This is a genomic window from Paraburkholderia sp. J8-2, from assembly GCF_905220195.1.
Lineage (GTDB): Bacteria > Pseudomonadota > Gammaproteobacteria > Burkholderiales > Burkholderiaceae > Paraburkholderia.
Genome location: NZ_CAJMZA010000011.1, coordinates 34944 through 49266, shown reverse-complemented (window position 1 = coordinate 49266; position 14323 = coordinate 34944). Strand labels below are relative to the sequence as shown.

The window sequence follows — 14323 nt, the reverse complement described above, 5'->3', positions numbered from 1 at the left end:
CGGATCAGGTTCGAGTGCATTGGGGGAATTTGTGAACGTTGAGTTCCGAACCTGAATTGTCTCAACCCCACAGGACACCCACGCAACTAGCACCGTCTAAAGAGACCTTCCGAATTTGCGGCTTCATTGCTTTCGGTCACGCGCACCCCGGCATGTGATACGGACGCTCAACCTCTAGGCGGCCGTTGTACCAGCGACTGCCATCCGTCAGTGAGGGATGGTTCAGTACGAGACCTCGGCGGTCCGCACAGGTAGACGGTAGCCCGGACGGCACAATGGCTCTGACGTGAGGCGTGACAGAGATGAGCTCGCCCCGCTCGGCTGCGTCTAATCCCAGCGCAACCATCAGGTCGTCCGCATCGACAATCGGGAAGCGATGTAGCGCTCGTGCAAGGGCGTCAAGGCGGATCATCACATTGACGGGTGCGGCCACGTCGATGCAGCGCTGGCTGTCTACCATCTTCGGATAGACACAGCTCTGCAGGGTTCGGACTATATTGGGATCGAAAATACGGCCGCCAGGCAAAAAGACTCCACCTGCCCAGCAAAGCGCACCCGAATCGTTCATCAAAACGCCGCAGACCGCATTGACGCGATTGTCAAACTGCGGCACAGCGGATAACTCGCAAAGTGTGCGCTCCCGGTCTCCATCCAGGAGTACGGCAACCCATTCAGTGTCCGGTTCGTTGACGACGGCCAGTAGCGCATCGATACCGCTTCCATTTGCCCAGATTTGAGCGTCGAGAACCTTTACTCGCGAGACCCGCGCTACGCTACGCAGGCGAAGCTGACCAATCGTCGGATCCGGCTCAACATTGAGCGCGCCACCGGAGCGCGCCTTGATGAGCCGCTGGACAGCGCGTCGATGCGAATCGGCCTCGCGCACCTCGCGCGCGAAATTGTCCGCGACATCCCTCTGCGCGCAGGCCAGCTCACGAACATGTGTAGGCATACGGCCTTCAAGCATATCGTAAGCGACAAGTAGATAGGGCAAGCTTGAGACTGGAGCATCGGACTCGGCTCGACCGACTCGCTCAAGCAGATCGCGTCTGGCGGCGATCAGCGGGCCGAGATACCAGAAATTTGTAAGAAGGACGGGATCGAAATCTGGTTTGAAGACTGGATTTGTCCGGGTCGATTGGGCCGTTGCCTGATAATGGTCGGTATAGAAAACGCAGGCGTCCGGGACGCGCGTGACGGCATTCGCGATGAGTTGCAGTGCGTCGACGCTGAGGAAGTCCGACGCTTGTAGAAAGATGATGAATTCACCAGTCGCGCGGGCAAGGAGATCGTCCACAAACGTGCCAAGGTTGTCCGCCTTCGGCAATGCACTGGCGCCGAGATTCGACCGTTTGGCGAACCATTGGCGCGCCTCCATCTCCACGACCCCGCTATCCGCGAGCAAGAGCTGATTGTTATGGGTCTGCACCGAGGCCGACCGCGCGGCCTCATCCAGTTCCCGCAGAGGCTGATCGGAAACGAACAGGCAGACCGTAAGCTCGAGTTGCGAATGACTATCGAGTTGCGCTGCCCGACGGGCGATGTACCGGTCGAACCATGGGCCAAAGGGGAGGCGCCGATCTGGCGCGTGGATATCGAGGCGATACAGAGGGCTCAGCGGATCGAACCACTTGCTGAAATAGGGATCACGCATGTCGGCTCGGCCCAGGAACAGACGCTCCTGCTCTGCCATGGCAGTCCCGATCTTCGTCGCGCTTTCGAAATGATAGACCTCGACTTCAGGATCGACGACACATCGATAGCCGCGATCGCGAATGCGCAGGCCGAAGTCGACGTCGTTGTAGTTGAGCGGTAGACCTTCTGCGAAACCGCCGACTTCGTCGAATGCCGTCTTTCGCGCGATCAGCATCGCCGCACCCACACAATAGACCTCTCGACGGCATTGCAGATTTCCCCGGTGCCCCAAAAAATTACGCGGAGCACCAGTGGCTGCATGCGCCGGACCGGCGTGGGAAAGAAGCGCAACTCCGCATTGCTGAATGTCGCCGTTCTCGAACAGGCACTTCGGCCCTATCATCGCCACGTCGGGATTAACGACGAGATAGCTGACCATTTCCTCGCCGCCCCTCACCGTGATTGCCTCTACGTCGTCGTTGAGCAAGCAGACATACTCACCCCGGGCAGCAGCGACGCCGGCGTTGATGGTGCGCGAAAAGTTGAACGACGGGTCGGAATGGACTATCAGACGGACGTTGGGAAAGGCGGTCAGCGCCGCGACCTGCTCAGGTTGGAGGCTGCCGTTGTGCACGACCACATATTCGCAGTTTGGATAGAACGCCTTCTCCTGAAAGCTGCGAACACAATTGACGACCAGTTCGATCGGCTTGCCCCGAATCGTGCGCACACCGCCGCCAGCCGGAATGACATATGACAGAAGCGGGGGCGGCGACGGAAGGGGATAGCGGATACGCCAAAAGCCGTTGGAGTGGGCAACCGTGACGTCCGCGTCGGGATGACGCTGGCGCGCGTAGCCGAGCACGGCCTTGCGCTGCCGCTCCATGGCATAGGGCTTCTGGTCGAGACCAGCCGCGGCTGAACCCGGTATCGCGCGCCACAGATAACCGAAAACGGGGATGTGAACGACGGCAGGATTGCGGAGAAGCGCGCGTAGTGCGAGATCGAAATCCTGCGTTCCGTCGAATTCGGAGCGAAAGCCGCCCAGTGCATCGAGAAAGTCACGACGGTACACGGATAGATGGCCTATACACATCGTATATTCGAGGTAAGCAGGCGACCAATCCGGCTTGGCCCAAAGATCGGTGACAATCCCGTCGGCCTGGAGCATGGCCTCGTCGGTATAGAAGAGCTGGGTCTCCGGCGCTGCCTTCCAAGCTTCGTAAACAGCTGCGAAGGAGTAACGCGCAAGAAGGTCGTCATGATCGACCAACGCAACATAGGTGCCGCGCGCTTGTGACAATCCCAGATTCGATGCGCCCGAAATTCCGAGGTTGATCGGGCTGCACAGGAGTTTCACGCGCGAGTCCCGTTCCGAGATCGTGCGGAGGACCGCGATCGCTGATGCGTGCGTCGAGCCGTCGTCGACCACCAGCCATTCCCAGTTACTGTATGTCTGGTTGACCAGCGTCTGGTAAAGCTCTCGAATGTACCGGGGCTCAATATTGTATGTTGGCGTTAACACGGAGATCCGGAACGCCTCGTCACTGATCTTGGGCCCGAATTCGTCGCGCTCTGGATCGCAAATGTCGCGAAGATTCAAATCGGTAGAGGTCTTCGAGTCATTGCGGACTTTCTCCAGAAAGACTTGAGAGTGAACTCGACCCTCGGCTATTCCGTAGTCCAGATAATGCTGTAACGGGTCAATGCCTGCGTGAGCGACGTCTGGATATTGCCTCAAGTAGAATTCACGGTCGAAAGCCAACGAGCTCTTCGGTTCATCGTGAACTTCCCCCAGAAAGGCTGGAGTAGGCGCTCGCCCCTCGGCTCTTCCGTGATCGAGATAGTGCCGCAACGGATCGATGCCTAGATGGGCGACGTCCGGATACTGCGCCAGGTAGAATTCCCGGTCGAAACCCAGCAAGCGCCCTTCTTGGGCGATCCCCAGAAGCCTACCAACCAGCTCTCCAGAACCCTGGGCAAGGTGAAAGCGGTGCAGGATGCGCAGAATCTTCCGGTACGCGCGCCAACTCCTCGAATACTGGATCTGATTCACAAGCTCGAGGTAATGCACATTGACATCGATCTGCCTCCGCATGCCGGAGACCATGGCATCCCGTTCGGCCGTTACAGCCGCAAGCGCCGCTTCAGTGGCAACCCGATCCTGCTCGGCGCGCTCGCATTGTGCTTTCAAGTTCGTCAGCTCACGCTCCGCAGCCCTCCAGTTCCGGACGACTTCCTGTTCGCCGCGCGCGCTTTGCTCCCTCAATTCCGCCAGCGCACGCTCCGCAGCCTCCCGGTTGCGGGCGACCTCCGCTGTCCGCTCATTGAGTGCAACGCACAGCTCATGGATCCGTGTCGCCTCCTCGCCCTGTTTAATGCGAAATCGCACAACCTCGGCACAGGCGCAGAGATAGTCATCAGTCGGTGCCTCATCCCGACGCTGGAATGCAAGCGCATAGGGCGTGATCGAGTACAGCGTCGTCTCGATCAGGGGTACGAAGCCGTGCTTCGCGAAAGCGCGCATCCAGTAAATCGTCGGCCGCACATTGACATGCGTAGGCTCGTCGAAATCGGATGGAGAGGACGAAAAGACGACGATGTCCGCGGCAGACGTCATGTTGGCGATTGCGATGAGTGCCTCGTCCTCGGGCATGTGCTCGAGCACCTCGATGCAGGTGATCAGATCGTAGGAGTCCTTGATCGCCTCGGTGAGACTGCCAACGGAGCAGAATTTCCGTACATCTGCACGGATCTCGGAAATCGCATAGCGAGAAACGTCCCGCCCGAAGGCGGTCACACCCCTCTCCCACAGCGCCTCGACAAGAAACCCCTTGGCGCATCCCGCATCGAACACGCGGCGCATGCGGAAAGTCCGGATCAGCTCGTCAGCGATCTTGCCGAAGAATTCGCCCCAGTGCGCGACCGACCGATCATAAGGGATCGGCCCGCAACCACGCTTGTAATAGGCTTCGTCGTAAAGTTCTGACTCCGCAACGGGGCTGTTGCTCTCGCTCATGAAGGGCTTCAATCTTTAAGGGGTTCAGGACAGAGGATCACAGAACGGCCGACCGGGTGTTCTGGCGCTTCCCCAGGTCGCGTCATAGGATGCCTTACGTTCGGGCCAGGTCATCCCGTCCCAACGGCGGGTCTGGTTATCGGCAACCAGAAGATTGGCCTGCCCGCCCTGGCGAAAGGTACGGCTGCCACCCCACCACTCGGGCGCGTAGGCGCGGCCATTCGCGCCGACAATCACCGCCGCGAGCCCTCGCTGGACGACCTTCCGGGTCAGACCGTTCAAGCCATGCTCGGCCACATGCGCGTCCCGCTTGTTGGCGATCTTCAACTCCCCGAGGAGTTCTCGCGCGAGCGGCGCAGGCATCATGAAAGCATTGGTGCGCACATGCACGTTGGGAAATTCGCATCCGCCGACACCAGCCTCAAACGAACCCGTCGCACCGGCGATGCCAATTGCAGGCAAGCTCAGCGCCGCATCGAGCTTGGCAAGCCAACTGGGGGAAAGCGGTTCGCTACTCGCGTTCAAGAAAGCGGCCCGGCCGCAATCCACACGACTCACTGCGTCTCGATAGGCGCCGAGGTCAAAGGCATCGTCAGACGTATGCACTTCTTCAAAGGGCAGGTCTGCGAATACATCCCTGACCACATTCATCGCTTCGCTCGAAGCGAAACCCTTGAAGATGATGACCAGACGATGCGCCACCCCCGCGGGGAACTTCCGGTAGGCGCCAACAAAGCGCTGCGCCATTTCCAGGTGACCCTCGTCCATACCGCGAATCAGGTAAAAAAGCGCGATATGCGACGCGTCGCTACTTTTGCTATCCAATGGGAGCACGACTTCCGACGACTTCGTAGTTTGGGGGGAGTGTCTTTAGCGAGGCCTCATTATAGTATGGGTCTGTTACAAATCCCCGCCATTGATCTTCGAAAAAGGAGACTTCAAACTGCTTGACCTCCCGAACACGTGACATCGATTCATAATGGATAAGCTCGGCCCTGGGCGTATAGACCGTCACATATCCCGCGCGCGAGGCTTTGAGGCAATAGTCGACGTCGTTGAAATTAATCGGAAGCTCCTCGGTGTAACCGCCGATCTCCTTGTAGAGGGTGGCACGGGTCATCATCACCGCACCCGTTACCGCACTGACATCCCGCACGGCGCATGTACTGAAAAAATAGCCAGAATCATCGCGAGGATACTTGAACCGCAGATGGTCGGGCTTCGCTTTCACCATGACGACGCCGGCGTGCTGGATCAGCATGCTGGGGAACAGCAGCTTTGCTCCGACTACGCCGACCCAGGGCTTTTCGAACTGCTCGATCATGCGCTCGAGCCAGTCCGGCGTAAGCGGCTCGATATCGTCGTTCAGTAACAGCAAAAGTTCGCCCCGCGATTCAGCAACACCCAAATTTAGCTTCCGGGCAACATTGAAATCGCCTTGATACGCAACCAATCTCACACCACGAGCACTCAGTTCCGAAAGACGGCTCTCGTCAAGATCGCAGTTGTGAATGACAATGATTTCGATATTCTTGTAGGTGCTAACGCTGGCGACGTGGTCAAGGCAGTTACGCAGAAGATCAACCTTCCGTCCGTCAATATCCACAATCTTCCCAGCCGTGGGAATGATGATCGACACGAGCGGCGCGCCGGAGAGTTGTACGCGTACGTCATAACAAGCCATTTCCGGCTTCAACTGCGAAACGACACCCTTGCGGCCAGTTCGTTCGAGGTGACCCTGGAGCGCCGCGATGTCCTCAGCCACGCGACCGGCGGGCGGCGGGGAATCCAGGCTTGCCGACCGGTGCACAAGAACACGGCGAATATGCTCATGCTGCGCCCCGTTTTCCGTCACGCGTAGCAGGAAGTCATATGCGTTGCGCGCTTCACGCAAAGCGGCCAAGGCCGTGCGGCCCGCCACAAAGGCACCCGAGCCGATGAAATTGAACGATTCAAAATAGTCAGGACTCCAGTCCGGTTTGACGAAGGGTCGCCTCCGCCCCCCGCGCTCGTCCATTTCGTCTTCGTCGGCATAAATGACATCGACACAGGGCCGCTCGTTGAGTCGGCTCGCATAGGCATAAAGCGCGCTCGAATGGAGTGAGTCGCCAGTTTCCAGCCAGACCAGCCCCCAATCCTCCGCTGGAACTCCAGCGATCTCCTTTTCGATCTGCCGGCGATCGGTGCAGAGCGTCCATCGTTTGTAGATTTGAGAGCCGAGCAAGCGCTGAACGCGGTTCTTTTCGGCAGGATCATCACCCGTCAAATAGACGACGATCAAAGGTTGCAGATTCATCAACCCAATGTGGCGCGTCAATTCCCCCAATTCCAGACTGTAACTTTGTTCCTGTGCTTCTATCAGTCGCTGGTACAGAACCGCACTGGAGGGATTGGCGTCGTGACCAAGACTGTGGCCATATTCTACGTAATACCTAAGCGGCGACGCTGTCGCAGGCTCCCCCTGCATATAAGCCTCGCGATAGAGCCGTGCCGAAAACGCTGGATTCGGATCGCGGCCCTCGGCTTCACCAAAGGCGATGTAGTGCTCGAGGGGGTCTATTCCGGCCGCAGCGACGTCCTTGTTCGTTTGTAGGTACCATTTCGCGTCAAACAGATCGCGAAAGGTGGGATTCTCCGTGACAGTTGTTTTCCCCGAGATCAATTCGGGATCACTAGCCGGTGTTTCGAGCTTATATTCCGGCGCCGGAACGGATAGCCGGAACGCCTCGTCAGTTATCCTGGAACCAGTATCATCGTGTGACAGGTCACAGAGATCACCGAGACTCAAATCGGTCGAGCTCTTCGGTTCATCGTGAACTTCCCCCAGAAAGGCTGGAGTAGGCGCTCGCCCCTCGGCTCTTCCGTGATCGAGATAGTGCCGCAACGGATCGATGCCTAGATGGGCGACGTCCGGATACTGCGCCAGGTAGAATTCCCGGTCGAAACCCAGCAAGCGCCCTTCTTGGGCGATCCCCAGAAGCCTACCAACCAGCTCTCCAGAACCCTGGGCAAGGTGAAAGCGGTGCAGGATGCGCAGAATCTTCCGGTACGCGCGCCAACTCCTCGAATACTGGATCTGATTCACAAGCTCGAGGTAATGCACATTGACATCGATCTGCCTCCGCATGCCGGAGACCATGGCATCCCGTTCGGCCGTTACAGCCGCAAGCGCCGCTTCAGTGGCAACCCGATCCTGCTCGGCGCGCTCGCATTGTGCTTTCAAGTTCGTCAGCTCACGCTCCGCAGCCCTCCAGTTCCGGACGACTTCCTGTTCGCCGCGCGCGCTTTGCTCCCTCAATTCCGCCAGCGCACGCTCCGCAGCCTCCCGGTTGCGGGCGACCTCCGCTGTCCGCTCATTGAGTGCAACGCACAGCTCATGGATCCGTGTCGCCTCCTCGCCCTGTTTAATGCGAAATCGCACAACCTCGGCACAGGCGCAGAGATAGTCATCAGTCGGTGCCTCATCCCGACGCTGGAATGCAAGCGCATAGGGCGTGATCGAGTACAGCGTCGTCTCGATCAGGGGTACGAAGCCGTGCTTCGCGAAAGCGCGCATCCAGTAAATCGTCGGCCGCACATTGACATGCGTAGGCTCGTCGAAATCGGATGGAGAGGACGAAAAGACGACGATGTCCGCGGCAGACGTCATGTTGGCGATTGCGATGAGTGCCTCGTCCTCGGGCATGTGCTCGAGCACCTCGATGCAGGTGATCAGATCGTAGGAGTCCTTGATCGCCTCGGTGAGACTGCCAACGGAGCAGAATTTCCGTACATCTGCACGGATCTCGGAAATCGCATAGCGAGAAACGTCCCGCCCGAAGGCGGTCACACCCCTCTCCCACAGCGCCTCGACAAGAAACCCCTTGGCGCATCCCGCATCGAACACGCGGCGCATGCGGAAAGTCCGGATCAGCTCGTCAGCGATCTTGCCGAAGAATTCGCCCCAGTGCGCGACCGACCGATCATAAGGGATCGGCCCGCAACCACGCTTGTAATAGGCTTCGTCGTAAAGTTCTGACTCCGCAACGGGGCTGTTGCTCTCGCTCATGAAGGGCTTCAATCTTTAAGGGGTTCAGGACAGAGGATCACAGAACGGCCGACCGGGTGTTCTGGCGCTTCCCCAGGTCGCGTCATAGGATGCCTTACGTTCGGGCCAGGTCATCCCGTCCCAACGGCGGGTCTGGTTATCGGCAACCAGAAGATTGGCCTGCCCGCCCTGGCGAAAGGTACGGCTGCCACCCCACCACTCGGGCGCGTAGGCGCGGCCATTCGCGCCGACAATCACCGCCGCGAGCCCTCGCTGGACGACCTTCCGGGTCAGACCGTTCAAGCCATGCTCGGCCACATGCGCGTCCCGCTTGTTGGCGATCTTCAACTCCCCGAGGAGTTCTCGCGCGAGCGGCGCAGGCATCATGAAAGCATTGGTGCGCACATGCACGTTGGGAAATTCGCATCCGCCGACACCAGCCTCAAACGAACCCGTCGCACCGGCGATGCCAATTGCAGGCAAGCTCAGCGCCGCATCGAGCTTGGCAAGCCAACTGGGGGAAAGCGGTTCGCTACTCGCGTTCAAGAAAGCGGCCCGGCCGCAATCCACACGACTCACTGCGTCTCGATAGGCGCCGAGGTCAAAGGCATCGTCAGACGTATGCACTTCTTCAAAGGGCAGGTCTGCGAATACATCCCTGACCACATTCATCGCTTCGCTCGAAGCGAAACCCTTGAAGATGATGACCAGACGATGCGCCACCCCCGCGGGGAACTTCCGGTAGGCGCCAACAAAGCGCTGCGCCATTTCCAGGTGACCCTCGTCCATACCGCGAATCAGGTAAAAAAGCGCGATATGCGACGCGTCGCTACTTTTGCTATCCAATGGGAGAAGTGGAGCAATAGGTCTGAACACCGTTTCGCTTTCAAACTCTGAATAAGTGGAAGCTCTGCGAGGCTAGTTGATCGTAACCGGTATCTGGACCTCGCGCAAGGCAAACCACTGTCACTCCAGCAAGGATCGCAATGCTCAAGCACGGTATGATGGCAAGAATGGGACCACTGTCAGCCATGCATAAAGAAGACGCACGGGTTCAAATAATTGGAATTCGACATCGGTTTGAATTGCTGAGGAGCACCATTCAATGAAGATTGCATTGACAGGCGCCACGGGCTTTATTGGTCGCCACCTGCTAGCTGAACTCGTAAAACGCGGCCACGAAATTAGCGTGCTCGTACGTAACCCGGCAAAGGTAGAAGAATCGCATTGGCCTAGCATTCGTACGATTCACTTCGACCTCGATGCCCCCAACAATGCAGCTACCGAAGTCGGTAAGCACGATGCGCTAATCCATTTAGCATGGCCACGATTACCCAATTACAAGGAGCTTTTCCATTTCGAAGAAAACCTGCCAGCTTCGTATCGCTTTCTCAAGGCGAGCATCGAAGCGGGTGTACCGCAGGTTCTAGTCGCTGGCACATGTTTCGAATATGGCATGCAGGATGGTTGCCTAGGAGAGAATCTGGCTGCGCGTCCAGCAAATTCCTACTCTCTCGCCAAGGATACACTACGCAAGTTTCTGGAGCGTTTGCGCGAGAAACAACCATTCACACTGCAATGGATTCGACTCTTCTATATGTACGGACCGGGTCAAAACTCCAACAGTCTGCTCGCACAGCTCGACCGCGCGATAGACAATGGCGATGCCATTTTCAATATGTCCGGTGGCGAACAGTTGCGCGACTATTTGCCTGTTGAGCAAGTAGCTAGCGGGCTGGCGCGGGTTGCCGAACATTCTAAATGTGACGGCATAACGAATGTGTGCAGCGGTGTCCCTATCTCGGTCCGCAAGCTGGTAGAACAGCAAATTCAAAGCAGGAATGCGCGAATAGAACTGAACTTCGGCTACTACCCGTACCCCAGCCACGAGCCCATGGCCTTCTGGGGCGACGCCCGCAAGTTTCAGGCGATCATTAGTTCGACCTCTTAGGCCCGGAACATTCTGGCTCGCGTTTCGTTGCCGACCGGGTCAGCCCCACGCCCCCCGTCGGCACCATCACTTACAATATGCGCATGGAGGGGACCGCCACTGCGAACTTCCCGCCCCATTCAGATATCTGGGCATGTTGACGCGTAACTTCGTGCGCTATATTCCAGGGCAAGATAAGTACGATATCTGGTCGATCATCTTTCAGCACATCTGGATGGAGCACGGGGATGTGGCTCCCCGGAAGAAATTTATTCTGCTTCGACGAAGCCGCGTCGCATACGTAGGGTAATAGATCAGGCTTTACACCCGCATAGTTCAGCAACGTGTTGCCCTTTGCGGCTGCGCCGTAGGCAACGACCTTCCTTCCCAGCCGCCGCTGTTCGAGCAAAAAATTCAGCAATCCATTCTTGACTTCGTCTGCACGCACTTGAAAACCGTGATATGTATGTACCTGCGTCAGCCCTAACCGCTCCTCTGCGCCAATCACTTCGCTCACCGATGCCTCTTCGGGTCTTAGATCATTAGCGTGGCATCCATAGACGCGAAGACTTCCACCGTGCGTCGACAATTCATCCACCCGCCACACTCTTAGCCCAGCGCGCTCGAAGATGCGCCTGACCGTATTCAAGGAGAGGTAGGAAAAGTGCTCGTGATAGACCGTATCGAACTGTGCATGTTCGATCAGGCGCATCAAGTGCGGAAACTCCAACGTAATCGTTCCGTTCGGCTTGAGCGCCGCTTTTAGTCCACCCGTGAAGTCGTTGATGAAAGGCACATGCGCGAACACGTTGTTGCCGATGATCAAATCCGCCTGCCTATTTTCGGCTGCCAGTCGCCGCGCGAGCGCCTCACCAAAGAACTCACGCAGCACGGGGACACCTAGTTTTTCTGCTGCGTCAGCAGTACTCGCCGTCGGCTCGATGCCGAGGCAAGGAATCTCAGCTTTGACGAAATTTCGAAGAAGGTAGCCATCATTGGAGGCTATTTCGATGACCGAACTGCCGCGATCAAGGTTTAGCAGCGCAGTGATTGATTCGACATACTTCTTCGCATGCTCGAGCCAACTTTGAGAAACGGAAGAAAAATAAGCGTAGTCGGAACTGAACAGTTCGTCTGCACAGACGTAGTCCTCCGTCTGCACCAGCCAGCACTGATCACAGACAAAAAGTTTCAGCGGAAAATACTTCTCCGGAGCACGAAGATCTGCTTCAGCAAGATACGCATTCGAGGGCGGAGCAAAGGCCAGATCGAGAAATACATGTTGGAGCTGCGCGTTACAGTGACGGCACTTCATACACTGATCCCGTGAAAATTTGATGTTAGTAGCGGATACGACTGATCTCGTTGCGATAACTGCCTGATTTCGAGCGGCCATTCGATCCCAACAAGCGGGTCATCGTGACGCACACCACCCTCGGCAGAGGGCTCGTAATGCGCGGTATGCAGATAGAGTAGCTCGCTGTCGGGTTCGAGAACTTGGAACCCGTGCGCGCACCCTTCAGGGACTACCAACATGTGCGCATTTTCGGGAGATAGAATCTCGGCATGCCAGCGCAGAAATGTTGGCGAATCCTCTCGCAGATCCACAGCCACGTCCCATACGCGGCCTCGCAAGCATCTTATTAATTTCACCTCTGCATGTGGCGACCGCTGGAAATGCATTCCGCGAACGGCACCGACTTGCTTTGTTCTCGACTGGTTGATCTGAACCACTTTCCGCTGATCGACGATCGCTTGCAGTTCGTTATCACAGAACAAACGCCGAAATGCACCGCGCTCATCCTCGATTTGCTTGGTTTGGACTATCACCACGCCGCTGAGAGGTGTCGGAACGATATTCACTTGTTGCACCATGAAGCACCAGCGTGCGCGGCGTCATCGATGTAACGCTCCAGTTGCCTAGCGCTGATGACTTCCTTTGACGCAATCCATGTGTGATACCAGTCTGCAGTGTGGCGTAGCGCGTCGTCGAGTTGCCACACAGGGCGCCAGTCGAGCAAAGTCGATGCCTTCGTGCTGTCAAGAGAAAGCAGGTTTGCTTCATGTGGTTGAACTTGAGAGGTCAAATGCCATTTCGCCTGCGGCCAGTACTGACTCAGCTTGGTCAGCACATCAGATACGCGGCGATTGCCAAGCGGATCGGGACCGAAGTTCCACGCATCGGCATATAGCCTCTCGCCGGCGAGTAAACGCTGTCCGAGTATCAGATAACCGGCCAGCGACTCGAGGACGTGCTGCCAGGGGCGTGTGGCGTTGGGCGAGCGAATCTCGAGTGAAGCGCCTCTTTCAACAGCCCTGACCAGGTCCGGAAGCAGCCGGTCTTGCGACCAGTCGCCTCCGCCAATCACATTCCCGGCACGTGCAGTCGCGAGCAACGGCGCTCCCGGTTCGGAGAAAAAAGAGGCTCGGTAGCTTGCCGCGACCATTTCCGTACCAGCCTTTGACGCGCTATACGGATCGCGTCCACCGAGTGGGTCGTTTTCTCGATACCCCCAAATCCACTCCCGATTCTCATAGCACTTATCCGTCGTAACGACAACGATCGCACGTACGCTAGCTGTCTGCCTGCAAGCTTCGAGCACGTGGCAAGTGCCCATGACGTTGGATGCCCATGTCTCGACAGGCGCGGAATACGAGTGCCGAACCAACGATTGCGCTGCTAGGTGAAAAACGAACTCAGGTTCGATTTCCGTCACCAGGCGGGACATTCCCTTCTCGTCACGGATGTCTATACGTCGATCTTCAATATCGGGTTTCAGCAGATCCCAGTGGCTAGGCGTCGTGGCAGGAGCGAGAGAGGCACCGGTGACATTCGCTCCAAGGCGGGACAGCCACAGCGCCAACCAACTGCCTTTAAACCCGGTGTGCCCTGTCAACAGCACCCGACGGCCTCGATACGTGTTATCGAACAAGTTCACGACCACACCCGCCAAGGCGGTGTCGTGCGCCAGAGTTCCTCGAGATAGTTTTTGTCGCGCAGCGTATCCATTGGTTGCCAAAAGCCGCGATGGTGGTACGCTCCAAGTTGCCGGTCGCGAGCAAGCTGCTGAAGTGGCTCAGTTTCCCAACTGGTATGATCGCCTTCGATGTAATCGAAAACATTAGGCTCAAGCACGAAGAAACCGCCATTGATCCAGGCATTGTCGCCGGCGGGTTTTTCCTGAAACATCGAGACCGTATTGCCTTCGATCTCAAGCGCACCATAGCGGCCTGGCGGCTGAACCGCCATAACGGTCGCCAACTTGCCATTCTCTCTATGAAACGCCAGCAACCGCTCCAGGTCGACATTAGCCACGCCATCACCGTAGGTAAAACAAAATGCTTCCCCGTTGATGTAATTGCGCACCCGCTTTAGCCGACCGCCGGTAGATGTATCCGGGCCCGTATCCACCAATGTGACGCGCCACGGCTCTGCATAACGATGGTGTACCTCCATCGAGTTCGTCGCAATATCAAAGGTCACATCCGACGTGTGCAGAAAATAATTCGCAAAATATTCCTTGATTACGTAACCTTTGTATCCGAGACAAATCACAAAATCACGGATTCCATAGTGCGAATAGATTTTCATGATGTGCCAGAGAATCGGCTTGCCCCCGATTTCGATCATCGGTTTTGGCTTCAAATGCGACTCTTCACTGATCCGAGTTCCGAGCCCACCTGCGAGGATGATAGCTTTCATGTATTGAGT

Annotated in this window: 9 protein-coding genes; 1 reads left to right on the top strand and 8 read right to left on the bottom strand. The window is 57.2% G+C overall.

The window, feature by feature from the left end:
* Window positions 1-136 precede the first annotated feature (136 nt).
* From U5A52_RS23210 to U5A52_RS23195, 4 genes are read right to left on the bottom strand one after another with little or no spacing between them, the layout of a single operon-like run.
* Window positions 137-4654 carry a glycosyltransferase gene (locus U5A52_RS23210; RefSeq protein WP_321936407.1) on the bottom strand — a complete coding sequence of 1506 codons (4518 nt, stop codon included), beginning with the start codon at window positions 4652-4654 and terminating at the stop codon, window positions 137-139.
* Window positions 4655-4678: 24 nt separating this feature from the next.
* Window positions 4679-5479 (bottom strand): hypothetical protein, encoded by an 801-nt coding sequence (locus U5A52_RS23205; protein WP_321936406.1) that lies wholly within the window; start codon window positions 5477-5479, stop codon window positions 4679-4681.
* Entirely contained in the window at window positions 5472-8702 is a 3231-nt protein-coding gene (locus tag U5A52_RS23200; RefSeq protein ID WP_321936405.1) for a glycosyltransferase, read from the bottom strand. Before U5A52_RS23200 ends, U5A52_RS23205 begins: the two co-directional genes overlap by 8 nt.
* A 24-nt stretch (window positions 8703-8726) precedes the next feature.
* Window positions 8727-9470 (bottom strand): hypothetical protein, encoded by a 744-nt coding sequence (locus tag U5A52_RS23195; protein WP_321936404.1) that lies wholly within the window; start codon window positions 9468-9470, stop codon window positions 8727-8729.
* A 316-nt stretch (window positions 9471-9786) separates the two neighbouring features.
* Here U5A52_RS23195 and U5A52_RS23190 point away from each other — a divergent pair, with 316 nt between their 5' ends.
* Window positions 9787-10632, top strand: coding sequence for an NAD(P)-dependent oxidoreductase (locus U5A52_RS23190; RefSeq protein WP_321936403.1), 846 nt, complete (start codon window positions 9787-9789; stop codon window positions 10630-10632).
* 70 nt (window positions 10633-10702) lie between these two features.
* Here U5A52_RS23190 and U5A52_RS23185 read toward each other — a convergent pair whose 3' ends face one another.
* The 4 genes from U5A52_RS23185 to rfbF are packed head-to-tail and all read right to left on the bottom strand — an operon-like array spanning window position 10703 to window position 14314.
* On the bottom strand, window positions 10703-11926 hold the full coding sequence (locus tag U5A52_RS23185) for a class I SAM-dependent methyltransferase (RefSeq protein ID WP_321936402.1): 1224 nt from the start codon (window positions 11924-11926) through the stop codon (window positions 10703-10705).
* A complete protein-coding gene (rfbC, locus tag U5A52_RS23180) occupies window positions 11923-12474 on the bottom strand; it encodes a dTDP-4-dehydrorhamnose 3,5-epimerase (RefSeq protein WP_321936401.1) in 552 nt (183 codons plus the stop codon). The genes U5A52_RS23185 and rfbC overlap by 4 nt, the downstream gene beginning before the upstream one ends.
* The gene (rfbG, locus tag U5A52_RS23175; RefSeq protein WP_321936400.1) at window positions 12471-13550 is read right to left on the bottom strand and encodes a CDP-glucose 4,6-dehydratase; all 1080 of its coding nucleotides are present in this window, start codon (window positions 13548-13550) and stop codon (window positions 12471-12473) included. Before rfbG ends, rfbC begins: the two co-directional genes overlap by 4 nt.
* Complete coding sequence (rfbF, locus tag U5A52_RS23170) at window positions 13547-14314, bottom strand: glucose-1-phosphate cytidylyltransferase (protein WP_321936399.1); 768 nt, start codon at window positions 14312-14314, stop codon at window positions 13547-13549. Before rfbF ends, rfbG begins: the two co-directional genes overlap by 4 nt.
* Between the last annotated feature and the right edge of the window lie 9 nt (window positions 14315-14323).